The 23,947-nt window shown below is 47.1% G+C and carries 21 protein-coding genes; 17 read left to right on the plus strand and 4 right to left on the minus strand.

Annotated elements, in window-relative coordinates:
- The first annotated feature begins 6 nt into the window (after nt 1-6).
- From BUA17_RS06030 to BUA17_RS06070, 9 genes are all read left to right on the plus strand, one after another.
- Entirely contained in the window at nt 7-2,052 is a 2,046-nt protein-coding gene (locus BUA17_RS06030) for a hydantoinase/oxoprolinase family protein (RefSeq protein ID WP_083584593.1), read from the plus strand.
- A complete protein-coding gene (locus BUA17_RS06035) occupies nt 2,049-4,022 on the plus strand; it encodes a hydantoinase B/oxoprolinase family protein (RefSeq protein ID WP_072732930.1) in 1,974 nt (657 codons plus the stop codon). Before BUA17_RS06030 ends, BUA17_RS06035 begins: the two co-directional genes overlap by 4 nt.
- A gap of 75 nt (nt 4,023-4,097) precedes the next feature.
- Nucleotides 4,098-5,234 carry an ABC transporter substrate-binding protein gene (locus BUA17_RS06040; protein WP_072732931.1) on the plus strand — a complete coding sequence of 379 codons (1,137 nt, stop codon included), beginning with the start codon at nt 4,098-4,100 and terminating at the stop codon, nt 5,232-5,234.
- 71 nt (nt 5,235-5,305) lie between these two features.
- Entirely contained in the window at nt 5,306-6,439 is a 1,134-nt protein-coding gene (locus tag BUA17_RS06045; RefSeq protein ID WP_079695970.1) for an ABC transporter ATP-binding protein, read from the plus strand.
- Complete coding sequence (locus BUA17_RS06050) at nt 6,436-7,353, plus strand: ABC transporter permease (protein ID WP_072732932.1); 918 nt, start codon at nt 6,436-6,438, stop codon at nt 7,351-7,353. Before BUA17_RS06045 ends, BUA17_RS06050 begins: the two co-directional genes overlap by 4 nt.
- Nucleotides 7,346-8,185 carry an ABC transporter permease gene (locus BUA17_RS06055; protein ID WP_072732933.1) on the plus strand — a complete coding sequence of 280 codons (840 nt, stop codon included), beginning with the start codon at nt 7,346-7,348 and terminating at the stop codon, nt 8,183-8,185. Before BUA17_RS06050 ends, BUA17_RS06055 begins: the two co-directional genes overlap by 8 nt.
- A complete protein-coding gene (locus BUA17_RS06060) occupies nt 8,182-9,399 on the plus strand; it encodes a M24 family metallopeptidase (RefSeq protein ID WP_072732934.1) in 1,218 nt (405 codons plus the stop codon). The genes BUA17_RS06055 and BUA17_RS06060 overlap by 4 nt, the downstream gene beginning before the upstream one ends.
- A gap of 78 nt (nt 9,400-9,477) precedes the next feature.
- Complete coding sequence (locus tag BUA17_RS06065; RefSeq protein WP_072733499.1) at nt 9,478-10,671, plus strand: MFS transporter; 1,194 nt, start codon at nt 9,478-9,480, stop codon at nt 10,669-10,671.
- Nucleotides 10,672-10,833: 162 nt separating this feature from the next.
- Nucleotides 10,834-11,184 carry a hypothetical protein gene (locus BUA17_RS06070; protein ID WP_063563897.1) on the plus strand — a complete coding sequence of 117 codons (351 nt, stop codon included), beginning with the start codon at nt 10,834-10,836 and terminating at the stop codon, nt 11,182-11,184.
- A 114-nt stretch (nt 11,185-11,298) separates the two neighbouring features.
- Here the strand turns inward: BUA17_RS06070 and BUA17_RS06075 are convergent, their stop codons facing one another.
- Nucleotides 11,299-11,925, minus strand: coding sequence for an FMN-dependent NADH-azoreductase (locus BUA17_RS06075; protein WP_063563896.1), 627 nt, complete (start codon nt 11,923-11,925; stop codon nt 11,299-11,301).
- Between the two features lie 184 nt (nt 11,926-12,109).
- Between BUA17_RS06075 and BUA17_RS06080 the strand changes: the two genes are divergently transcribed.
- The 6 genes from BUA17_RS06080 to BUA17_RS06105 all read left to right on the plus strand — a co-directional run bounded on the left by BUA17_RS06080 (nt 12,110) and on the right by BUA17_RS06105 (nt 19,070).
- A complete protein-coding gene (locus BUA17_RS06080) occupies nt 12,110-13,048 on the plus strand; it encodes a sugar-binding transcriptional regulator (protein ID WP_053780650.1) in 939 nt (312 codons plus the stop codon).
- A gap of 252 nt (nt 13,049-13,300) precedes the next feature.
- Nucleotides 13,301-13,951, plus strand: coding sequence for a deoxyribose-phosphate aldolase (gene deoC / locus BUA17_RS06085; RefSeq protein WP_072733500.1), 651 nt, complete (start codon nt 13,301-13,303; stop codon nt 13,949-13,951).
- Between the two features lie 273 nt (nt 13,952-14,224).
- Nucleotides 14,225-15,415: a NupC/NupG family nucleoside CNT transporter gene (locus BUA17_RS06090; RefSeq protein ID WP_053780590.1), complete on the plus strand. Its 1,191-nt coding sequence runs from the start codon at nt 14,225-14,227 to the stop codon at nt 15,413-15,415.
- A gap of 31 nt (nt 15,416-15,446) precedes the next feature.
- Nucleotides 15,447-16,625, plus strand: a complete 1,179-nt coding sequence (gene deoB / locus BUA17_RS06095; RefSeq protein WP_072732935.1) for a phosphopentomutase — start codon at nt 15,447-15,449, stop codon at nt 16,623-16,625.
- Between the two features lie 146 nt (nt 16,626-16,771).
- Nucleotides 16,772-17,479 carry a purine-nucleoside phosphorylase gene (deoD, locus tag BUA17_RS06100; protein ID WP_063563894.1) on the plus strand — a complete coding sequence of 236 codons (708 nt, stop codon included), beginning with the start codon at nt 16,772-16,774 and terminating at the stop codon, nt 17,477-17,479.
- A 289-nt stretch (nt 17,480-17,768) separates the two neighbouring features.
- Nucleotides 17,769-19,070, plus strand: coding sequence for a pyrimidine-nucleoside phosphorylase (locus BUA17_RS06105; RefSeq protein ID WP_064638097.1), 1,302 nt, complete (start codon nt 17,769-17,771; stop codon nt 19,068-19,070).
- Nucleotides 19,071-19,154: 84 nt separating this feature from the next.
- Here BUA17_RS06105 and BUA17_RS06110 read toward each other — a convergent pair whose 3' ends face one another.
- Both BUA17_RS06110 and BUA17_RS06115 read right to left on the minus strand, forming a co-directional pair.
- Nucleotides 19,155-20,138: a TIGR03943 family putative permease subunit gene (locus BUA17_RS06110; protein WP_083584655.1), complete on the minus strand. Its 984-nt coding sequence runs from the start codon at nt 20,136-20,138 to the stop codon at nt 19,155-19,157.
- A 40-nt stretch (nt 20,139-20,178) separates the two neighbouring features.
- Nucleotides 20,179-21,213, minus strand: a complete 1,035-nt coding sequence (locus BUA17_RS06115) for a permease (protein ID WP_072732936.1) — start codon at nt 21,211-21,213, stop codon at nt 20,179-20,181.
- 280 nt (nt 21,214-21,493) lie between these two features.
- Between BUA17_RS06115 and BUA17_RS06120 the strand changes: the two genes are divergently transcribed.
- Complete coding sequence (locus tag BUA17_RS06120) at nt 21,494-22,696, plus strand: GTP-binding protein (protein ID WP_072732937.1); 1,203 nt, start codon at nt 21,494-21,496, stop codon at nt 22,694-22,696.
- A 70-nt stretch (nt 22,697-22,766) separates the two neighbouring features.
- Here the strand turns inward: BUA17_RS06120 and BUA17_RS06125 are convergent, their stop codons facing one another.
- A complete protein-coding gene (locus BUA17_RS06125) occupies nt 22,767-23,615 on the minus strand; it encodes a stalk domain-containing protein (protein WP_072732938.1) in 849 nt (282 codons plus the stop codon).
- Nucleotides 23,616-23,788: 173 nt separating this feature from the next.
- Between BUA17_RS06125 and rpmG the strand changes: the two genes are divergently transcribed.
- Nucleotides 23,789-23,938: a 50S ribosomal protein L33 gene (gene rpmG, locus BUA17_RS06130; RefSeq protein WP_024631975.1), complete on the plus strand. Its 150-nt coding sequence runs from the start codon at nt 23,789-23,791 to the stop codon at nt 23,936-23,938.
- The last annotated feature ends 9 nt before the right edge of the window (nt 23,939-23,947 follow it).

The raw sequence follows: 23,947 nt of genomic DNA on the forward strand, positions 1-23,947 counted from the left end.
GAACTTGTGAAAACAATTTATCGATTAGGTATAGATATCGGAGGCACATTCACGGATGCCCTAGTTATGGACAATCATGGCAGGGTGATTGCGGCACTGAAAACGCCATCGATTGCAGCAGCTCCGGAACAGGCGATTTTTAATGCACTTGATCAGCTCAAGGAAAGCGGAATCGATCTTCATGAGATCGATCTGTTTGTGCACGGAACAACACTTGGGGTTAACACCCTAATTGAGCGTAACGGCGCAGTTACAGGTCTGTTGGTCACCAAAGGGTTCCGGGATATTCTCGAGATTCGGAGGCTACGACTCGAGGATACAACCAATCTGTATGGTGACAAGACCGATGCGCTTGTTCCGAGACATCTCGTTAAGGAAGTGGATGAGCGAGCACTTGCGAGCGGTAGCATACTTCAACCACTGGATCAGAAGCAACTGCTTCAAGCGGTAGACGAGCTAGTGGAAGAGGGGGTTACTGCCTTGGCGATCAGTTTTTTGCACGCTTATATCAATCCTGCTCATGAGCAGCTTGCGGAAGAGTTAATCAGAGAACGTCATCCGCACCTGTTTCTCTGCAGAAGCAGTGCCATTTGGCCGCAGCAGCGTGAATTCGAACGTACACTCGCCACAGCCATGAATGCATATGTTGGGGAACGCATGGGATCATACTTTCTTCGTCTGCAAGAAGGAATTGGCGCTTACGGTCTGAAAGCCAATCTGCTGTCCACGATGTCCAATGGTGGAATCATGACGGCGGCCAGAGCGGCCAAAGAGCCTGTACGTACTCTTCTGTCTGGACCTGCTTCCGGCGTAATCGCAGCAACCCATATTGCCGAGCAGGCCGGCATCCATCAAGTCATCACGTTTGACATGGGCGGGACAAGCGTTGATGTTGCCCTCATCGATAAAGAGCCTGCCTATTCTACCGAGAATAAGGTTGGGGATTTTCCAGTCATCATTCCCGCTGTGGATGTAACCGCGATCGGAGCGGGTGGGGGCTCAATTGCCTGGCTCGACTCCGTAGGGGTACTCAAGGTGGGACCACGAAGTGCAGGAGCCAATCCAGGTCCAGCCTCCTATCATCGTGGGGGAGAAGAGCCAACAACAACGGATGCTTATCTGCAACTGGGCATTTTGCAGGCTGATCGATTCCTTGGCGGACAGATGAATCTTTACCCCGAGCTTGCAGAACGTGCTCTGGGCAATCTTGGCGAACGGCTTGGACTAAGTCCCACGCAAACTGCACAGGCCATTCTTGATGTGGCCACCGCCAATATGTATGCCCAGTTCTCTCCGCTCATGGCACGCAAGGGGGTTGATCCCCGGGACTTTACGCTGCTCGCCTATGGTGGAGCTGGGCCAATGCATGCTTTTCTCATGGCGCGTGAAGTGGGCATCCGCCGAGTGCTGATCCCACCATCTCCAGGAACACTTTGTGCCATGGGCTGCACGGTTGCCAACCTTCGCAATGATTTCGTTCATACCTTGCACAAAAGCAGTCAGACGCTTGAGCCTGGTGAGTTATCGACTCTTTACACCAGACTGGAGAATCAAGGTCGTAGTTGGGTTGAAGAGGAAGCCCGCGGCGGAGTGAAACTGGAACATATCTATTGCTTATACAGCGCCGACATGCGCTACGAAGGTCAGGCCTTTGATTTGGAGGTTACGCTCACATCCGAAGAAATCGCCGATCCTGAGAAAGCAAGGATCAAATTCCATATGTACTACCAAAATGTGTTTGGCATCAGCCAGCCGGAAGCTGATGTGATGTTCGTTAGTCTGAGAGCGACCATTGTTGGCATTCTGCCCACCCAAAGCACAGCATCTCCGGCAGAGTTGCCATTCGATGAGAGTGAAGCAGAAGAACGGATCATCACTTTTGACCACGAACAGCGAATAGCAAAAGTTCTAAAGAGGGGACAGATCCCACTGGATATGCCCATTCTTGGGCCCGTTATTGTGGAGGAATATGATACAACCATTTTCATCCCGCCTGGGTTTACGGTATACCGGGATGGTAACGGTAATGTGATTGGGGAGGTGGAGCAATGATTGGCGACAAGGTTTTTCTTGAAATTTTCAACAACCGGATTCAGGCTGCGGTGGAGGAAATGGCCAATGTCGTGCTGCGCACGGGATTCACCGCTTTTGTTAAAGAAACGGGCGATTTTGGAACCTACCTCTTGTCACCATCCGGGGAAACGTTTGGGTCGCCATTGGAGACGGGTTACAATCTGTCCCTTGGCATCCCTGCTGCGGCGACCATAAACAGCATTACAGACTGGAAGGAAGGCGATCTGGTCATCTGCAATGATCCTTATTCCACCAAAGGCATGGTGACACATCTACCGGATGTTCATCTGATCAAGCCCTATTTTCACAAAGGGGAAATCATCGCATACGGCATGTGCTTCGTTCATTCTTCCGATGTAGGTGGTAAGGTACCGGGGAGCGTATCTCCAAGCGCCTACGATATTCATATGGAAGGCATTCGAATTGCGCCAGTCAAGCTGTATGAAGCAGGCGTTCTTAATGAGCAGATACTGCGCATGTTTCTGGACAATAGCCGCATTCCGGAGCAAAACCTCGGTGATCTCAAGGCACTGATGGCAGCCTTGAATCGGGGGGAGCAGCGACTAGAGGAGCTTATCGGCCGCTACGGTGTAGAGAGGATTCAACAGGGTATTAAGCAATTGCTGGAATACGCTGAGTTGAAGGCCCGCGCCATCGTACAGGAGATCCCGGATGGTTCGTATGAGTTCTGGGACTATCTGGAGAAAGGTCCTGGCGGTTATCCCATCCGATTGCGCTGCAAAATGACAATCGCGGGCAGTGATATTCATCTGGACTTTAGCGGAACCGACCCTCAGGTCAGAGCTTCGTTCAATATTCCTACCCACAATCAACAGGGGCATTACATGTTGGTTCCCGCACTCATTCGTTATTTCCGTACGCTCGATCCAACAATTCCATGGAATTCGGGCATGATTCGCATGGTTCGAAATTATGCACCACCGGCTTCAGTTCTCAACCCGGAGCCGATGGCAGCGGTTGGCGCACGAGCAGCTACCTTTATTCGGCTAATGGATGTCATCACAGGTGCTCTTGGAAAAGCTCAGGCAAGTAAGGTTCCCGCCGCAGGAGCAGGACAGGCATGCATCGTTATGATGGCGATGACAGATGCGTCAGATGGCAAAAAAAAGGTTGGCGTGATCCAGCCGATATGTGGCGGTTCAGGAGCAAGACCGATGAAGGACGGAATTGATGGCATGGATTTTGCCGTGGGTCATCTTCGAAACATTCCTGCGGAAACAGTAGAATCCGAAATGCCTGTGCTCATAGAGCATTATGGCCTTCGTGCTGATTCTGCTGGTGCTGGAACCTTCCGTGGTGGAAGCGGAATCGACCTGTGTGTCAAAATTCTTACACCAGATACCGTAATGACCGCCAGAAATATGGAGCGTATGGAGTTTCATCCGTGGGGCAGGCTTGGCGGAGGTGTTGGTACCCATGGGGAAGCGATTCTCAATGCTGGACGTGCAAGTGAACACCATCTGGGAAGAATTGATGAGTTGCTGCTCCAACCCGGAGAGACGGTGACGTTCCTGTCACAGGGCGGAGGTGGATATGGCGATCCATTTGATCGGGATCCAATGCTGGTTCTGGAGGATGTTAGAAGAGGACTGGTATCGACGGAAAAAGCTCTTGAACTGTATGGTGTCGTCATAGAAGGCCGGAACCTGAACGTGAGTGAGACCAGACAGTTGCGGGCCAAGCGGGAACGGCAGCAGGAAGAATTCGATTATGGCTGGACAAGGAAACAGTTCGAGGCCATATGGACTGACGAGATGCAAGTATCGCTGAATCAGGCGCTGCTGAATGTTCCGCTGGCACTCAGAGACTACCTGAAGCGTCAGACCATGGGAGCCGTGGAGGAGAAGCAAACTGCGACCGTATCCGTATCTCCACATGAGATATCAGGCATTATGGAAGGATTGCGTCAGAAAATAGGATTGCATTGATAAGGTACATGAAGGAAAAACGAATTAATTTTTGTCAAATTCATAAAACCAACTAAATCGATGGGGGAAATTCTCATGTTTAAATCAAACAAGAAACGCTTTCTCAGTCTCGCCTCACTGACACTGGCCGGTACACTGGTTCTCTCTGCATGCGGTGGAGCAAGTAGCTCCAGCAATACAGCAGGAGGATCCGATTCTTCTGGAGGAAGCGGAGACAAGGTTAAACTGACCATGTTTATCTGGGCTGGCTCCAATCAGGATGTCGTTCCAAAAGAAGTGGTTGCAAATTACGTCAAAGAGCATCCAAATGTTGAAGTTACTTTTGAAGAATCATCCAATGCAGTCATGTATCCGAAAATGGTCGCTGGCAAGCAGGCTGATCCCAACAATCCAGTTGTCAACTTTGGTTACTTCAACGCAGATGCGACGGCAAAAGGCTTGAACGATGATATGTGGGAGCCACTGGATACAAGCATCGTGACCAATATTAAGGATTTCCCGGAGCAATTCCACAAGCCTGACAACAAGGGTGTCGTGTGGGGAGTTTCGAGCTTCGCGCTTGTCTATAACAAAGACCTTGTAAAAACACCGCCAACAAGCTGGAATGATCTGTGGGATAACGAGGAATTCAAAGGGAAAACGGCACTTTGGGACTACATGTTCTATTCCTATATCTCTCCACTTCTTGCAGTCAAAGGACAGGAGCTTGGCGCATCGTATGAGAATCCGGAGCCAGCATTCCAGTTCTGGGCAGATCACAGTGACCAGATCGGCACATTGGTTACATCCAATGACCAGTTAAAGGCTCTTCTGGAGTCGGGAGATGCTCTGATTGCTCCTTTCAGTGCACAGGTTGCACAGACATGGATTGACGGCGGTTCTCCACTCGCTGTAGCGTATCCGAGCGAAGGAGCTATTTCCTTCCCGTACACACTTCAGGTTGTGAAGGGGTCAACACCTGAGCAGACACGTGTAGCCAACGAAATTATCAACGAGCTGCTGAGCGCAGAGGCGCTGTCACAATATGCAGAAGCAACAGGTACACCGGTAACCAGCACGACTGCTGCCGTTCCGGACAAATACAAGGACGATCCTTCCTTCTCCGTGGAAACACAGAGCAACGGGATTAGTCCTGACTGGGATGTTCTTGCTCAAAACAGCTCTTCCTGGAAGGAGCTATGGGACCGACTCGTCAAAACCAAACTTCAATAAATGATGGTTTTCAGACAAACCACGATAACGGGTTCTATTTCGAACCCGTTATGGACGGGAGGGAAACAGAGATGAGCAGTGAACAAGAACTCATTTCCATTGAAACACGAGAAGTCACAAAGACCTACGGAGAGCGAGCAGCGGTTAACCATGTGTCACTACAGGTGAAGAAGGGAGAATTCGTTTCCCTGTTAGGTCCGAGTGGCTGTGGCAAAACAACACTGCTGCGGATGCTTGGCGGACTTGAGCAGCCGGATCAGGGGTGCATTATGCTAGGAGGTCGGGATGTAACCGGCATCCCGGCCTACGGACGCAACAGCAACATGATTTTTCAGCAGCTTGCGCTATTCCCACATATGGACGTATTCAACAACATCGCCTATGGGCTAAAGGTGAAGAAGTTACCGAAAGCCGATATCAGGAAGCAGGTACACGAAATGCTTGAGCTGGTACAGCTCGGAGATTATGGCAGACGAGCTGTTTCCCAGTTATCCGGGGGGCAGGCTCAACGCGTAGCCATTGCTCGCGCGTTAATCAACAGACCCGAAGTTTTGCTGCTCGATGAGCCACTTTCCGCACTGGATATGCAGCTGCGTCTGGATATGCAGCGCGAACTGAAACGCATACAACGAGAGTTCGGCGGTACGTTCATCTTTGTAACGCATGATCAGAATGAAGCCATGAACATGTCAGATCGGATCGGCGTCATGCGCGCTGGCAAGCTGCTGCAATATGCTACGCCTGATGAAATCTATGAAAGACCGGCAGACAGCTTCGTGGCCAAGTTCATCGGCGATACCAATCTTCTGGCAACAACGGTGCTTGGACAGGATACGAATGGAATCCGGGTTGAATGCTTCGGGTATTCGCTGCTGGTGAAGACAAATGAGAACACCCCGGTTGCCCTAATAGGTGACCGGCACTCGTTGTCCATTCGCAACGAATATATTCGACTTGGAGAGGATGCGAACCCTTGCCTGAACAAACTGGATGGACGTGTCATAGAAGCAGTGTATGGCGGGGCAAATATTCGTTACACGATCCAGATTGCTGAGGGGTTTCTGGTTCAGGCCAGTGTACTGCATCAGCGAGGAGCCTCACGTTTTAGCCCGGGGGAGCCAATCCAGATTGGCTTTGATCCGGAGGACGCGCTCTTGTTATCCGAACCTTTGCTGCTTAATCCGGTACAGGAGGAAGGGATATGAATCGGGTTACGGATCGGATCGTGAATCTGTATTCATCCAAAAACCGCCGATGGATTACCCAGTTGCTTCTTCTGCTACCCGCTCTGACCCTGATGGGCATCGTGTATCTGGGTGGTCTGCTCATCTTTGGCAGGTACAGCTTTGATATCTATGAAAATGGCAAGCTCATCCGGGGCTGGGAGTGGGATGCCTATCATGCTTTTCTGTCCGATCCGTACTATTGGAAGCTGATAGGCACCACATTTCGCGTTGCCTTCAAGGTCACGCTATGGAGCCTGCTGCTTGCATACCCGCTAGCTTATTGTATTGCCAGCCTGAAGAAACCGGGCATGAAGCAATTGTTGCTGCTGCTTACGTTTCTTCCGCTGCTGGTCAGCGCGGTTGTTCGATCCTATGGCTGGCAGCTGCTGCTATCCAAACAGGGGTTCATGAACTGGCTGTTCATACGGCTTGGAATCACGGATGAAGGCTTCAGTATGATATATAACGAGACTGGTGTGGTTGTCGCTCTTGTTCATATTTTTCTGCCGTTCATGGTCTTTCCGATCCTGAATGTATTGTCACAAAGTGACGCTTCGCTAAAAGCGGCTGCACAGGATCTGGGAGCAGGAATCTGGCGGACATTCCTCACGATTACCCTGCCTTTATCAGCGAGAGGTATTGCTAGCGGGGTACAGATTGTATTCACGCTATGCCTCACGGCCTTTACAACGCCCCAACTGATTGGCGGAGGCAGAGTCATGACACTGCCGGTATTTATTTACCAGCGAACACTGGATACCAACTGGCCGATGGCTGCGGTAGCAAGTATATTCTTGCTCGTTTCTTCCATCATCGTTTCACTTTTGGTCAATAAAGGAGCCGAAATGCTGATGTTCCGTCGTTCCAGGAAGGGAGAGCAGGCTTATGGTTAAGTCGAAAAGGTTCACTAAATTGCTGCTCTATATATTTGCAGGGGCTGTAGCAGTTTATCTGCTGTTGCCACTGCTTATGATCCTATTGACATCAGTAGGTTCCGGATCGGCCAGTAAATTCCCGCCGGAAGGTCTTACCCTGAAGTGGTATGCGAATCTGGGAGAGCAGACTCAATTTCTCGTTGCATTCAAGAACAGTCTGATTGCCTCCACTGGAGCGGTATTGCTGGCGCTGATTACCGGAACACTTGCGGCGCTGGCTATCGTACATTACCCTTTCCCGGGTGCTGGCATCTTAAGAGCCTTTTTTGTATCCCCAATGGTTATGCCGAAAATTACGCTTGGTATTGCGTATCTAATTTTGTTCTCCAAAATGCATATTGCAGGCGGATTGTTCGCTCTTATTTTGGGTGAAGCGGTCATCGTGCTTCCATTCGTGCTAACGCTTGTAGGCAGTGCATTGGCCAACCTGCAGTCCGCACACCGAGAGGCGGCAGCAGACCTTGGAGCAGGGCCACTGCGTATCTTTTTTACAATCACATTGCCACAGCTTAGACTATCTCTGCTCCTTTCAGGGTCAATCGCATTTGTCTTCACTTTTGACCAGGTAGAGGCTGCACTACTGCTGCTTCGTCAGGACAGCTACACTCTGCCGATACAACTGTTTCTTTATATGGAAAAGTGGCAGGACCCGACGATCGCTGTTGTATCTGTCGTACTTATCGCTTTTGCACTGGCCTTGTTCATGATCATCAAGCTGGTATTGCGCTCAGTACCTGGACTTGAGAGTTTGTTTGGGGGCAGGAAAAACAAAAGGAGGTCTGAATCATGAACAATTCACATCATATATCCCACAGCTCGGGTCTCAACCGGGACCGGGCGGAAGACGTAATGAAAACTCAGGGACTTCGTGCCCTGATCGCAACAACTCCGGAAAATATTCACTATGTCATCGGCTCCCAGCTACGCGCAAGCAACTGGACCATGCAGATTTACGCCATTCTACCTGCCGACCGATCCGCTCGACCATGTATCGTCATTCCGACGAATCGTTTGGGCGTTGTGGCCCAATTCGGTATCACTGGAGTAGATATATTTGCCTACAGTGACTTCTTCGTGGAAGGTTCGATCGAAGGCAAACCTTCTACGGATGACATTGATCTGTTCTACTCTCTGCTACAAACGACAGTCATTCATCCAGGACCGATAGAAGCGCTTAAAGCTGCACTGAAACAACTCGACATCGAGAATCAACCGATTGGAATCGATGAGATGCGAATCGCTCCTGAACTTTTGGCACGGATCACGGAGGATGCGCCTCAAGGAGCAGTTGTTCACGCGTACAAGCTATTTCGCCAAATCCGCTTGGTTAAGACGCCTTTCGAAATCGAGCAGCTCCGACAGGCTGCCCAAGTCAATGAACGGATTGAGCAAGAGCTGATTGATCTGATCGCAGCCGGTGTTCATGAGAAGCAGCTTGCCGACCATTATCGGCTATCTGTGATGAAAGCAGGTGGGACTCCTGCAATGACTGCGGTAGGGGCGGGTCCGCGCAGTGCGCTGCCGCTCATCGAAAATTATTTTCATATCATCGAGCCAGGTGATCAGATCCGCTTTGATCTGTGCTTGCAACTGGAAGGATACTGGGGAGATACAGGGCGTACCGTTGTGGCAGGAGAGCCAACTCCCTGGATGAAAAAACATTTTAATGCAGTAAAAAGTGGATGGGAGACGGCACTTGAAACCGTACGCCCTGGCGTCAAGGCTTCCGACGTCTTTCATGCGGCTGTGTCTCGCGTGCAACGTGAGGGAATTCCGCATTACCGACGTCAGCATGTTGGTCATGCCATTGGCTTGGAACTGTATGACGACATGACCCTCTCTTCCGGCGACCAGCGCATACTGGAGCCCGGCATGGTGCTGTGTGTAGAGGTACCTTATTATGAGCTCGGCGCTGGTGGCTTCCAAATCGAGGACACGGTTGTTGTAACTCCAGATGGATATGAGTTTTTGACTCATATGGAGCGTAAACTGTTCATCAAATAACGATTAATGGAAGGCTTCAGCCAAGCGATCAGTCAGCAGCCGATCATGGAGCTTTCCTACCGAGAAAGTTGGAATATCATGATTCAGCAGGGAACTAAGACGTTTCGTAACATTAGCCTTGCGCTGTTTGCCGGAGGTTTTGTAACTTTTGCGTTACTATACAGCCTCCAGCCCCTGATGCCCGAGATTAGCGAGGCATTTGCGATCTCGCCTGCACATTCCAGTCTTACCCTCTCAGTTACGACGATTGCCATGGCACTGACCATGTTGTTTATCGGTTCCTTATCTGATTCATTGGGAAGACGATTTATTATGACAGCAGCTTTAGTTGTTTCATCTATTATTGCTATGATTAGCGCGTTTAGCCCTGGATTTACCGAGTTGCTTCTACTTCGAATTCTCCAGGGAGTTGCACTTGCCGGGCTGCCCGCGACAGCCATGACATATCTGTCTGAAGAGATTGAGCCTGCCAGTCTAGGGTATGCCATGGGCCTCTATATCAGCGGAAATTCGATCGGGGGTATGGCTGGTCGTTTTATCAGCGGCGTGATCACAGACTGGTTCAGTTGGCGTGCTGCAATTGGTTTTATCGGTATTCTTGGCCTATGTGCGGCTGTTATTTTCTGGCTTGTCATCCCGCCATCCCGCCATTTTGTCAAAGCGACTCCTGGATTCAAAAAGATCATTCCGCTTTTGTGGTCACAGTGTCGGAATCCACGTCTACTTTGCCTTTACGGATTGGGATTTCTTCTGATGGGGAGCTTCGTGACGTTATTCAACTACATTGGATTTGAATTGACAGGAGAACCTTATCATCTTAGCCAGTCCATCGTCGGTAGCCTTTTTGTCGTGTACCTTATGGGTACGTTGAGCAGTACCTGGATGGGCAGGCTTGCAGATCGGTATGGAAGATCGAATGTCCTTGGAATCGCGCTAGGTATTATACTGGCCGGTGCAGTCTGTACCATTCACCCCGAACTTTGGGTCAAAATAATTGGACTTGCCCTGTTTGCCTTTGGTTTCTTTGGCGGACATTCCATCGCCAGCAGCTGGGTTGGACTCGTGGCGGATCAGCATAAATCCCAGGCCAATGCCTTGTATTTGTTTTTCTACTACGTGGGATCAAGTGTCAGCGGAACTGGAGGGGGACTACTTTACAGCCATCTGGGTTGGATTGGCATTGTGGGCATGATTGGTCTGTATGTGGTAATCGGCTTTATATTGTGTCGGTTGCTTATAGAAAGGGTACAAGAACATAAGCTTACTTTTTAGCTAAACATAGATCGAAAGTTCGGTAATAAAAAGCACTCATTTTGACCCATAATCACCCAATAGTCCCTAATACAATAACTAACTTTTTTCGACAAGTATTGCATATCCCGAAATACCGAGTATAATACTGGGTAAATAGATGCAAAGGGGATGCAATAAACGATGAAAACACATGCCGAACTGAACTCACTTCTTGTTGACGATTATCTGGATCTCCTGAACATAGCGAAACAGCTAGGTGATGAGGAGTGGAAAGAGGCCATTCTGCAAGCATTGAAAGAAGAAGTGGATGCTAATCATCATCTGGATTCAACCGAGGTTAGACAGGATCTTTGGAGTCAATTTGAAGGTATTAACGAACAGATGCATGATCTGTTAATGCAACTGAAAAATGCCGAGGGTCCCGAAGAGAAAGAACAGATTATTGAAGCCATTTGGGGACTGAAAGTGGACCGCCATGCCATTACTCGCAAACTTGAAACCATGAGCCGTGCCAGCGCTGGACATCAATAAAGCTCTAACGTTTATTATAAAAAAATAAAAACCCGCATGCCGCCCTATGGAATTAATAATTCATGGGTTGGCATGCGGGTTTTGTGTTTGTTACTGTATTTGTTTAGTTAAGGGTTAAAACTGTTTAGCGAGTGTACGTGCCTCTTCAATGGCTTGCTGTTTGATCTCATCTGCCCGTTCCTTATATTGGTTATGTCCTTCCACAAAAATGCCTTCAAGCTTCGGAACACCCAGGAAAGACATGATAATGCTCAGGTAACGATGACCAGATTCCATCTGAGCCGCAGGCCCTTCGGAATAAATGCCGCCACGAGCCTGAATATGCAGTGCCTTTTTATTGGAAAGCAATCCAACCGGGCCTTGTTCCGTATAACGGAACGTTTTACCAGCCACGCAGATGGAGTCGATATAAGCCTTCATAATTGGAGGAAAAGAGAAGTTCCACATCGGTGTCACAAAAACATATTTGTCAGCAGAGGCGAATTGATCCGATAATTCATTCAAACGTTGAACCTTAGCCTTTTCTTCAGAAGTCAATTCGCTGCCGGATTGAAGTTTCCCCCAACCACTGAATACATCTGCATCAATATGAGGAATATCCGAGCGATACAAATCCAGATGAATAACCTCATCCGAGGAATGGCTTTCACGATATGCATCCACAAACGCTTTACCTGCAGCCATGCTGAAGGAAGTTTCATGATCATGAGGATGGGCAGTAATATACAATAATGTAGACATTCGGTTCTTCCTCTCTATGATGTTTTTTGCCAAAAAGGGCCGACATTAATAAGCGACCGATGTAGTATGCATCGTTTATAACGTTTTATACTTGGATAGTGACCTGGTACTCAATCATGTATAATACAATGGTGTAAGGTGAATCGAACGATAATAGGAATGAGTGAGATGAGCGCATATGGGAATGGATCTGGAGAAGCAACGATTAAGCATTGAAGCAGCGAAATTGTATTATCAGTCGGATTACAGCCAGCAGGATATTGCGGTCAGGCTGGGCGTGTCACGTCCAACGGTATCTCGGTTACTTCAGTATGCGAAAGATCGCGGTTACGTTCGCATTGAAATTATGGACCCGCTGGAGGATATCGACATTATCGCCGGGGAACTCAAGGCCAAGTATAATCTGGATACTGCGCTTGTATGTTTTGCCCCGTTGAAGAGTGATGAAGAAATTTTGAAACATATAAGCAAAAGAGCAGCAGATTACTTACAAGATACGGTGCAAGATGCGGACATTATTGGGGTAACCTGGGGGACAACCATGAACGCCGTAGCCCGTCAGCTTCGTCCCAAGCAAGTCAAAGGCGTGGAAGTGGTTCAACTTAAGGGAGGCGTAAGTCATTCCCACGTGAATACGTATGCGGCAGAAATTGTTCATTTATTTGCGGAAGCTTTCCATACGGTTCCCCGATATTTGCCTTTGCCCGTGATCTTCGATAACATTGAAGTCAAAAAAATGGTAGAAGCAGACCGACATATTGGCAGGATCGTGGAGCTTGGCCGACAGGCGAATATTGCCATGTTTACCGTAGGTACAGTGAAGGAAGATGCACTTTTGTTCAGACTGGGGTACTTTAATGATGAAGAACAGCAATTGCTGATGCATTCAGGTGCAGGTGACATTTGTTCACGTTTTTTTGATGCCGAGGGCCGATTGATCAGTGAAGAAATTAACAACAGAACCGTCGGAATTGATCTGGCTGAGCTGCGAAATAAGGAAAAATCGATTCTCGTGGCCGGTGGAAAACGTAAAATAGAAGCCATTCATGCTGCGCTCAAAGGTCATTACGCCAACATTTTGGTAACAGATCAATACACAGCTCAGGCTTTGCTTCGATTATAATGCAATGGATGACAACATCTGCCACGCAACATGGGCGGATGTTTTGCTTTCTTAGGCAGAAGCTATATTATACGGTTCCTCCCAGTGAGCGAAGTCATTTGTTTAGTGAAGTTTCCATGGAATGTGTTTAAATTTCAAGGTTGAACAAAAGTTCATATTGATTTTTACATATGTTCATGTTAGGGTAGGGATATAGAAAATAACTAGTTCAGATAAGGGGAGATTGAATTGACTACACCACAATTAGCCAAAATGATAGATCATACCTTGCTTCGTGCAGATGCAACACAAAGTGAAATGGCCAAATTGACCGAAGAAGCGAAACAATATCAATTTGCTTCTGTATGTGTTAACCCAGGCTGGGTTGCTTATGCTGCTGAACAGCTTCAAGGTACTGGCGTAGATATTTGTACCGTTATTGGTTTCCCTCTGGGAGCTTCCACTTCCGAGACCAAAGCATTCGAAACTAAAGACGCGATTGCTAAAGGTGCTACTGAGGTGGACATGGTCATCAACATTAGTGCTTTGAAAGACGGCAAAGATGAGTTTGTGGAACAGGATATTCGTGCAGTTGTTGAAGCAGCAGCGGGTAAAGCTTTGGTGAAAGTCATTATTGAAACTTGTCTGTTGACGGATGAAGAGAAAGTACGTGCATGTCAGGCAGCAGTAAAAGCTGGAGCTGATTTTGTCAAAACGTCCACAGGTTTCTCTACGGGTGGAGCAACACCAGAAGACATCGCTTTGATGCGTCGTACCGTAGGTCCAGATGTAGGCGTTAAAGCTTCCGGCGGCGTGCGTAGTCTGGAAGACATGCAAAAAATGATCGATGCAGGAGCAACTCGGATTGGCGCAAGTTCCGGTGTGAAAATCATGCAAGGCGAACAATCTACATCTAATTATTAAATCGTGAGTAATTTAGCTCGATAAATTCCACTAGATGGAATGCTTGGATGCTTTAAAAGGGTTTAACTTGTTCTTCATATCTATAAATGGATGTGGAGAACAAGTTTTAAAGCTGATCCAAATTTTCTATATTTTTAATTAAAACAGAATCATAAAAAACCGAATTTATTGTAAGCGCTTCAACCGTTTTCTGAAAGGTTAATTCATCACATATATGGGAAACCTTTGAGCTGAATGATCATCCGGCTTAACTACCTTCAAAGGAGAGATAGAATGAAATTCCTAATTGCCCTTCTTGGTATACTTGTTGTCTTTGGACTAGCTTATCTGGTCAGCAACGGTAAGAAGAAGATCCGATATCGTCCACTAATTATCATGATTGTTTTGCAAGTTATATTGGGATACGCATTGTTGAACACAGAAATCGGTACGTTTTTGATTGGCGGTTTCGCGACTGTATTTGAAAGTTTGCTTGGCTATGCAAATGACGGTATCTCATTTGTATTCGGTGGCTTGACTACCGTTGGTGCAGACAGTGGGGGCGCGCCGTTTTTCCTCAGTGTATTGATGCCGATCGTCGTCATCTCAGCGCTCATTGGGATATTGCAGTATATCCGAATCTTACCTTTTGTTATAAAATATATTGGTCTGGTATTAAGCAAAGTCAACGGAATGGGCAAACTGGAATCATATAACGCGGTTGCTTCGGCTGTATTGGGGCAATCTGAAGTGTTCATTTCTGTGAAAAAACAAATTGGGTTGCTGCCGAAACATCGGCTGTACACCTTGTGTGCCTCGGCGATGTCCACGGTATCGATGTCGATTGTCGGTGCCTATATGTCCATGATTGATCCGAAATATGTGGTTACGGCACTTGTGCTGAATCTGTTTGGCGGTTTTATCATTGCTTCCATCGTGAATCCTTATGAGGTTTCCGAGGAAGAAGATATATTGGAAGTACAGGAAGAAGAAAAACAATCCTTCTTCGAAATGTTGGGCGAGTACATTTTGGATGGTTTCAAAGTTGCCATCGTCGTAGCAGCAATGTTAATCGGTTTTGTTGCTTTGATCGCACTGGTTAACGGGATCTTCAGTGCAGTGCTCGGCATTTCGTTCCAGGAACTGCTTGGTTATGTGTTTGCACCATTTGCCTTCATTATGGGTGTTCCGTGGAAAGAAGCGATTCAAGCGGGAAGTATTATGGCTACCAAAATGGTATCCAACGAATTCGTTGCCATGCTTGATCTGACCAAACAGACTACATTGTCTGCCAGAACAACAGGTATCGTATCCGTCTTCCTCGTATCGTTCGCCAACTTCTCCTCTATCGGTATTATTGCCGGTGCGGTGAAGGGACTTCATGAGAAACAAGGTAATGTGGTGGCCCGCTTCGGTCTGAAACTGCTTTACGGTGCATCGCTTGTCAGCGTGCTGTCTGCGATCATCGCCGGACTGTTCTTGTAAAAGCCGGATTATTGGAAGGAGTGCTTAAGTTATGTCAACATTCAAAAGAGTACATCTGATCGTTATGGATTCAGTGGGAATTGGTGAAGCGCCGGATGCAGCGGAATTCGATGATTTCGATGTCGACACCTTTGGTCACATTGCACGTGAACGCGGAGGATTGAAGATGCCGCATATGGCCAGTCTTGGACTGTCCAATATTAAGGAAATTGAAGGTGTGCCTGTAGCGGATGCACCAAAAGCCTTTTACACCAAGATGCAGGAAGCATCCAGAGGAAAAGACACCATGACGGGTCACTGGGAACTGATGGGCCTGTACATTGATACCCCATTCCGCGTGTTCGCAGACGGATTCCCGGATGAGTTGATTCAACGCATTGAGGAAAAAACAGGCCGTAAAGTGATCGGTAACAAACCGGCCAGCGGCACGGAAATTCTGGATGAGCTGGGTGCAGAGCATGTTGAAACTGGCGCGCTCATCGTATACACATCCGCGGATTCGGTTTTGCAAATTGCAGCCCATGAGGATGTTGTTCCACTGAAAGAACTGTATGAAATCTGTGAGTTCTGCCGTGAAATTACACTTGAAGATCCGTATATGCTGGGCCGCATTATTGCACGTCCATTTGTAGGTGAAGCGGGTGACTGGAAGCGTACAGCTAACCGTCATGATTACGCGCTCAAACCTTTTGGCCGTACCGTGATGAATGAACTTAAAGATGGTGGATTTGACGTGATCGCTTTGGGTAAAATCGCAGATATCTACGATGGCGAAGGTGTAACCAAGTCTGTACGTACCGTCTCCAACATGGATGGCATGGACAAACTGTCCGAAACGATGGATGAGGCGTTCACTGGACTCAGCTTCCTGAACCTGGTTGACTTCGATGCCCTGTTCGGTCACCGTCGTGATCCACAAGGTTATGCTCAAGCACTTGAAGAGTATGATGCTCGTCTGCCAGAGATCTTCAGCAAAATGACAGACGATGATCTGCTGCTCATCACAGCTGACCATGGTAATGACCCAACCTACCGCGGAACGGACCATACACGTGAGTATGTGCCACTGCTTGTGTATTCTCCACGCTTCAGTGGGGGCAAAAAGCTTGAACTGCGCAGTACGTTTGCGGATGTTGGAGCAACAGTAGCTGAGAACTTCGGAGTGAAACTGCCTGAATATGGCACAAGCTTCCTGAAGGATTTGAAATAGTCAACATTTTTATCTTTAACTGAACTTGGGGAAAGCTGTTATTTTCTTGAAGCATAAAGTTGGACAGGATAACCACGGGGACAGCTTCGGCTGTTCCGGTTCCTGGCCTTCATTCAATCATATGGATAACTGGAGGAGATTTAATCATGAGTACACATATTGGAGCTAAACCCGGAGATATCGCAGAAACAATCCTTTTGCCAGGAGATCCATTGCGTGCAAAATTTATTGCAGATACGTACCTTGAAGATGTCGTTTGTTACAACGAAGTTCGAGGAATGCTCGGATTCACGGGTACATATCAAGGACACCGTATCTCGGTGCAAGGCTCGGGCATGGGGATTCCATCGTTCAGCATCTATGCTAACGAACTGATCAGCGAATACGGTGTAAAAAACCTGATTCGTGTCGGAACTTGCGGAGGTATGCAAGAACATGTACGTGTTCGTGATGTTATCCTTGCTCAAGCTTCATGTACCGATTCCAGCATGAACAAGCTCGTATTTGGTGGATATGACTTCTCCCCGATCGCGTCGTTCTCCCTGCTGAAAGAAGCCTATGACCGCGCAACTGCCAAAGGCATGAAAATTCACGTCGGTAACGTATTCAGCTCGGATTCCTTCTATCGTGACGATCGTTCCGTGACTGAGAAATTGATGCAGCACGGCGTACTGGGCGTTGAGATGGAAACAACTGCACTGTACACACTCGCAGCCAAATTTGGCGTAAACGCACTCACGATCCTGACTGTAAGTGACCACTTGCTGACAGGTGAAGAGACTTCCGCCGAAGAGCGCCAAAAAACGTTCAACGACATGATGGTAGTAGCACTGGATACAGCAATTACGCTGTAATTGTTGCTAAGCATCATTTGATTTTGATCGAAACTTTTGTTTCAAGCACGTAGTGGAGGACCCGGAATCGATTCTAAAGAAGCGAAGCGTTCGCCCTATAACAAAACATAAAATTTACACGATCACGAAGAGGGCAGAAAAAACCTGAAGAAGCGAAGCGTCCGCCTTTAGCACCGGATTTTCCCTTTAGAAAAGGGAATCAGAAAAATCTGGGGATAACAGCGGTTGGAAGGTTGTTCTGCCATCGGAGTGACCCGTGTAAATCACCCACAACGAAGGAGAGATCATCATGAGAATGGTAGACATTATTGCTAAGAAACGCGATGGAAAAGAACTGACAACAGCTGAGATTGATTTTGTTGTTCAAGGATACACACAAGGCGAAATCCCTGATTATCAAGTCAGCGCTTGGGCGATGGCTGTATTCTTCAAGGATATGACTGATAAGGAACGCGCAGATTTGACCATGTCCATGGTGAACTCGGGCGAGACCATTGATCTGTCCGCAATCGAAGGTATCAAGGTAGACAAGCACTCCACAGGAGGCGTTGGCGATACTACAACGCTGGTACTGGCACCGCTTGTTGCTGCTCTGGATGTTCCAGTTGCCAAAATGTCCGGACGTGGATTGGGTCACACTGGTGGTACAACGGACAAACTGGAATCTGTTGCAGGTTTCCACGTCGAGTTGGAGAAAGAAGAGTTCATCCGCCTCGTTAACGAACATAAAGTTGCCGTTATCGGTCAAAGTGGCAACCTCACGCCGGCAGACAAAAAGCTCTATGCATTGCGTGACGTTACAGCTACCGTTAACTCCATCCCACTGATCGCAAGCTCTATCATGAGTAAGAAAATTGCAGCAGGTGCCGATGCGATCGTATTGGATGTCAAAACGGGTGCTGGTGCATTCATGAAGACAACAGAAGATGCAAAAGAACTGGCACATGCCATGGTAAGCATCGGTAACAATGTAGGACGTAAAACAATGGCTGTCATTTCCGATATGTCTCAACCACTGGGCCTCGCTATCGGTAACGCGCTTGAAGTGAAAGAAGCCATTCTCACGCTGCAAGGTAAAGGACCGAAAGATCTGGAAGAACTCTGTCTGGCGCTTGGACGTCAAATGGTATTCCTTGCTGGTAAAGCAGACTCCTTGGAGCATGCTGAGGAGAAATTGAAAGAAGTGATCCAGAACGGTAAAGCGCTGGAGAAATTCAAGGACTTCCTGGCAAATCAAGGCGGAGACGCTTCAGTTGTAGATCACCCAGATCGCTTGCCACAAGCGAAATATCTGGTTGAAGTACCAGCGGATAAAGACGGATATGTAGCTGGTATCGTCGCTGACGAAATCGGTACTGCAGCAATGCTGCTCGGCGCAGGCCGTGCAACAAAAGAGTCCGAGATCGATCTTGCTGTGGGCTTGATGCTCAACAAAAAAGTGGGTGACCAAGTTAAAGCTGGTGAATCACTCGTAACCATCCATGCGAATCGTGAAGACGTAGCAGACGTAATCGCGAAGATCAAAGAGAACATTACTATTGCAGATCATGCAGATGCTCCTGTATTGGTGCATGATATCGTAACTGAATAATATATCAGGCAAACAAGGTTAACCTGATGCCGGAATAAAATTTAAAGCCCCGAAGTTATGCATTCCATAGCTTCGGGGCTTTTCTTATTTATTTTGCAATTCATCATACGTCACAACTGAATCTGCACTGGTATAAATGTATGGGGTAGATGGCTGATCGACCGGAGTTACCTTCGTCGCCCGAATCTCAATGGTGTCCTCACCATTCACTTGAGCAGAACCAATGGTGCCATCGATTTGTACCCAGCTGTCTGTAGGATAGCTGTCTGCATTCGGGACATGAATCATCACACCAAAGGGTGCCGCGTCTGCTGGGCAGCACATCACGAGAAATCGCCCTAATGCAAAATGAGATTCATGCTCCATACTTTTGTCTCGATATACAAACCCGGTAAGGCTGATAGCCTTGCCTGCAAATTGTCGTTGGAACATATCGATCGAACCTAATGTCTCGGAGAAAATTTCAGGATATACCTTTATGACTGATTCCGCATATAACTTCTCTGCCAGTTCGGCAAATTCACGACTGTACTCATCCGGGGGAACGAATTGTACTTTCGTGGCAGGCACAGATGATTCAGCATTTGCAGTTTTTTTGGATAGATCTTTAATGTCCAGTTCTACTGTATCAGGTAAGGGTTCTTTTCGACGAATTTCCGGAGGTCCATAGGTTAGGGACATGCCTTTTTGACTGGCCATAGAACTGCCTAGTGCCTGATCCGGCAAAAGAAAACCAAGTACTAATGGAATGGCAATCAATCCATACATCAGCGAGCTGCGTCCCCATCCTGAAGGAGGCGGATGCTCACAGTCGCAATGGAGCTGGCTATTACCGAATAGTCCGTGCCAGGCCATGATGGCGGCAATGAACAAAAAGGGAACAGGGCAGCAGAGTAACAATCGCTGCATCGTCGGCGCCAAGTAATAATGAAGAGAATCCGTTGTATTCAAATGAATGATGTATACGGCGAGCCCGCCGATCCACAGCGCACGAATCAGGTTATGCCACTGGATAGGGTGAGATTTGGTAACCGGAGCTTTGGTCACTGTATAACCAGGATGGTTCATGTAATCACCTCTTTTGATCAGATAATACATTCATACATGCTCATGCCAAAAGGTTAATCAACCACGATCCCGCGAAAACCAACGCAATAATCACCAGGCTCAAGCCAATAACAAACCGGGTGCGGAAGGTGGAGAGCAGCATCAATGTGCTTTTGAAATCAAGCATTGGACCGAGAACGAGAAAGGATAATAGCGGCCCTAACGCAAACGTGTGAGAGAAGGCTGAGGCTACGAACGCATCGGATGTCGAACAGAGAGACAATACATACGCAAAACCCATCATGAAGGCATAGGAGGCAACAGGCCCGTTACCCAGAGAAATGAGATCACTGCGGCTGATAAAGGTTTGAATGCAGGCTGTTATTAGAGCACCAATCACCAAATATTTGCTCATATCAACAAATTCGTCACCCGCATGGATGAAAAAGCTGCGCCAGTTTTTATCGTGCACGTGATCATGATCGGTAGAATGGGAATGAGGCTGTGCCATTTTAAATCCGGGATGTGTCTTGACCTCCGTCACTGTAGCCTTCGGTTTACGCAATGGATTCTGGCGGACGAACATATACACCAGACCACCGATCGCAGCTGCTACAGCAAAGGCCAGTCCCATACGGGCGATCGTAATTTCGGGATGGGAAGGAAAAGCGAGCAGGGTCGCGGTAAAGACAATTGGATTTACTACAGGGCCGCTAAGAATAAAGGTCACCGCGATATAGGGGGGCATGCCTTTATGCATCAACCGTCGAACGACCGGAATCATGCCACATTCGCAGATGGGGAAAACGATTCCCAGCAGACCCGCTACCAGCACACCTCCGACGGGGTTCTTAGGCGTTAGTTTGCGAATCATTTCCTCAGATACAAACCATTGCATTAGCGAAGATAACAGCACCCCTATGAGCAGAAATGGAGCGGCTTCGAGGAAAATGCTGATGAATACTGTTTTCATATTTTGTAAGGCTTCACTGTTCCATGCTCCTTTCAGATTGGGAGCCATCGTAATCAACACGGGAACAAGAAATGCACAGGGAATCAGGAATGACAGGAGCTTAAGATTGGCTGCCATTTTCATGGGATAAACCTCCAGAACCGGGACTTTGGTAAAATATATGCTTGTACCGTCCCCATCATACTCGTTCGCAGTAATTAATCAACATTTTTACGATTTACATATCTGGACCTTAAAAACTTCTAATGTTGACAAAAGAAACGATGTTCAGTTATAGTTTATTTTGTTAATCGTAATAATTACTATTAATTGGTGATTATTTTCAGCCCATCGGTCGAGTGTAAGCTACATAGCATTCCGATTTTTTTAGTTTTAAGAGGATAAATGGAAGGGAGTAATTAAAATGACAGAACAACAACAAGTACTACCCCGAGTTCCGGTTACGGTTTTAAGTGGATATCTGGGCGCAGGCAAAACGACATTGCTTAACCATGTGCTTCATAATCGAGAGGGTATGCGAGTCGCTGTCATTGTGAATGACCTGAGTGAAGTCAATATTGACGCTGGTTTAATCCGGGATGGTGGTGGATTGTCACGTATTGATGAGAAGCTGGTGGAGATGTCCAATGGTTGCATCTGCTGCACGCTGCGTGAGGATTTGCTGAAAGAGGTGGAACGGCTTGCGCTGGACGGTTCTTTTGACTATATATTGATTGAATCGACAGGTATTGGAGAGCCAGTCCCCGTTGCCCAGACATTTACGTATATCGATGAAGAGCTGGGGATCGATTTAACGAAATTTACGCGGCTCGATACGATGGTGACGGTAGTGGATGCTGCCCAGTTCTGGCGTGACTTCAATTCCAAAGAAACGTTGAAGGATCGGGGGCAGGAAGCCGGGGAGGATGATTTACGGGGGATCGTTCATCTGCTGACGGATCAGGTTGAATTCTGTGATGTGCTGATTTTGAACAAGTGTGATCTGGTATCGGAAGATGAATTACTCAAACTTGAGAAAGCACTACACGCGATGCAGCCGGAAGCCCGACTTATTCGCACCACACATGGACAGATTGACCCAAGGGAGATATTGAATACCGGACGGTTTGATTTTGAAAAAGCAAGCCAGTCTGCGGGCTGGATCCGCGAATTAATGAAGGAAGAGCACACACCTGAGACAGAGGAGTATGGCATTCACTCATTTGTGTACCACCGGAAACGTCCGTTTCATCCGGAGCGTTTGCTGCGTTGGATTGCGAAATGGCCTGATAGTATTGTGCGTTCCAAAGGCTTAATGTGGCTGGCTACACGTAACCATATGGCGATATCGTTCAGTCATGCGGGAACATCCAAGCAGTTGGGACCAGCCGGGTTGTGGGTAGGCGCGATGAGTGACGAAGAGCGACAAATGCATTTTGGTGATACTCTTCCGCCTATTCCGGATTGGGATGAGCAGTGGGGCGATCGGGTTACGAAACTGGTGTTTATCGGGATAGACATGGACCGAGCGGAGATCGAACGGACGTTAGATGAGACACTCCTTACCAACGAAGAGATGCAACTGAACTGGCGAGAACTGAAAGATCCATTTCCAGCGTGGAGTTGAAGTGAAAAGAAAAAGATCTTCAAGTTCAATGGTGCACCTGAAGATCAATGATTGTATTGGATTAAGGATTTTAGCTAAAGTACAAATCGCCAAGATAAAAATCGCCGTTGCCGCTTTTTTGCGGACTAAACACAAAGGAAAGATATACTCCAAAAGAACCCGTCCACCCTTGTGGATAATAAATGGCTTTGTAACTTTGACTTATTTTGGTTTTGTCATTCATTGAAATCACTTTAAAATCAGCTGATTTGATGTTAATCAATTGATCTGCATATTTGGTCAGTGTTTTTTTATCATTTGCTTCAATGAGACCTTTAACTTTAGTCTTGAATTTATCTTTTTGATACTGCTTGCCTCGATCAAAAAAGTCAATCTCGGCATTTTCAATGACTTTGTCATCTATGTATTTATCAAACTCACTAGTACTGCCCGTTTTAAGTGCTTTACCATACATTTTAATCAGTGTTAGAGATTCTTTTTGCAATTTGGCTATCATCTGAGCATCAGTTCCAGTCATCTTGATTGAGCCTGAAGTGCTCGAACTACTTGTTTTACTTGAATCTTCAGAACCTTTAGTACCTGTACTGCTGTTATTATTACTTGAACTACTAGACTTACCGCTACCTGAATTAGTAATACTTACAACTTTGTTGCTAACATTCAGAGATACGTTGGCTCCCAATGCTTCTGCTGTGGTACTTACAGGCAAGTAAACATCACCGTCATAAACTAATGCATTCAGTTTGTCTCCAGCTTCATTCTTGGGTGTCCAAGACAAACCGTTTACTTTAAAGCTAATGTTGCTGTCGAGTGCTGCTTCAATATCCTGAATTCCGTTTGAAGCTGCCACACCCAGGGCACCGAAAGCCAAACTGCATGCTACCAATGACCCAATAAAAGTTGATTTTTTGATCTTCATCTAGTTCCTCCGTAGGTAAATTATAATGATACCAAAGCAGTATATCATATGAAATTGTAATGTGCATACAAAATTTTACTTTAGTAGGTGAGGGGTTGACAAACATAAAAGCATGGGCTAAACTCATTAAATAGTAATTATTACGATTAAACAGATCAAAGGAGGCCATATCCATGAGAGTCATTGTAACCTTAGCCTGCACCGAGTGCGGAGATCGCAACTATACAACAACCAAGAACAAGCGTAACCATCCGGAACGGATCGAATTGAAGAAGTATTCACCACGATTAAAGAAAATGACCATTCATCGGGAAACAAGATAATTTTTTTGT

Source organism: Paenibacillus sp. ov031 (assembly GCF_900143165.1).
Classification (GTDB): Bacteria; Bacillota; Bacilli; order Paenibacillales; family Paenibacillaceae; genus Paenibacillus; species Paenibacillus marchantiae.

Bases quoted from the DNA above. Each gene is read 5' to 3' on its own strand.
- BUA17_RS06035 (WP_072732930.1), top strand. From the start codon at position 2,049: ATGATTGGCGACAAGGTTTTTCTTGAAATTTTCAACAACCGGATTCAG.
- BUA17_RS06040 (WP_072732931.1), top strand. From the start codon at position 4,098: ATGTTTAAATCAAACAAGAAACGCTTTCTCAGTCTCGCCTCACTGACA.
- BUA17_RS06045 (WP_079695970.1), top strand. From the start codon at position 5,306: ATGAGCAGTGAACAAGAACTCATTTCCATTGAAACACGAGAAGTCACA.
- BUA17_RS06050 (WP_072732932.1), top strand. From the start codon at position 6,436: ATGAATCGGGTTACGGATCGGATCGTGAATCTGTATTCATCCAAAAAC.
- BUA17_RS06055 (WP_072732933.1), top strand. From the start codon at position 7,346: ATGGTTAAGTCGAAAAGGTTCACTAAATTGCTGCTCTATATATTTGCA.
- BUA17_RS06060 (WP_072732934.1), top strand. From the start codon at position 8,182: ATGAACAATTCACATCATATATCCCACAGCTCGGGTCTCAACCGGGAC.
- BUA17_RS06065 (WP_072733499.1), top strand. From the start codon at position 9,478: ATGATTCAGCAGGGAACTAAGACGTTTCGTAACATTAGCCTTGCGCTG.
- BUA17_RS06070 (WP_063563897.1), top strand. From the start codon at position 10,834: ATGAAAACACATGCCGAACTGAACTCACTTCTTGTTGACGATTATCTG.
- BUA17_RS06075 (WP_063563896.1), bottom strand. From the start codon at position 11,925: ATGTCTACATTATTGTATATTACTGCCCATCCTCATGATCATGAAACT.
- BUA17_RS06080 (WP_053780650.1), top strand. From the start codon at position 12,110: ATGGATCTGGAGAAGCAACGATTAAGCATTGAAGCAGCGAAATTGTAT.
- deoC (WP_072733500.1), top strand. From the start codon at position 13,301: ATGATAGATCATACCTTGCTTCGTGCAGATGCAACACAAAGTGAAATG.
- BUA17_RS06090 (WP_053780590.1), top strand. From the start codon at position 14,225: ATGAAATTCCTAATTGCCCTTCTTGGTATACTTGTTGTCTTTGGACTA.
- deoB (WP_072732935.1), top strand. From the start codon at position 15,447: ATGTCAACATTCAAAAGAGTACATCTGATCGTTATGGATTCAGTGGGA.
- deoD (WP_063563894.1), top strand. From the start codon at position 16,772: ATGAGTACACATATTGGAGCTAAACCCGGAGATATCGCAGAAACAATC.
- BUA17_RS06105 (WP_064638097.1), top strand. From the start codon at position 17,769: ATGAGAATGGTAGACATTATTGCTAAGAAACGCGATGGAAAAGAACTG.
- BUA17_RS06110 (WP_083584655.1), bottom strand. From the start codon at position 20,138: ATGAACCATCCTGGTTATACAGTGACCAAAGCTCCGGTTACCAAATCT.
- BUA17_RS06115 (WP_072732936.1), bottom strand. From the start codon at position 21,213: ATGAAAATGGCAGCCAATCTTAAGCTCCTGTCATTCCTGATTCCCTGT.
- BUA17_RS06120 (WP_072732937.1), top strand. From the start codon at position 21,494: ATGACAGAACAACAACAAGTACTACCCCGAGTTCCGGTTACGGTTTTA.
- BUA17_RS06125 (WP_072732938.1), bottom strand. From the start codon at position 23,615: ATGAAGATCAAAAAATCAACTTTTATTGGGTCATTGGTAGCATGCAGT.
- rpmG (WP_024631975.1), top strand. From the start codon at position 23,789: ATGAGAGTCATTGTAACCTTAGCCTGCACCGAGTGCGGAGATCGCAAC.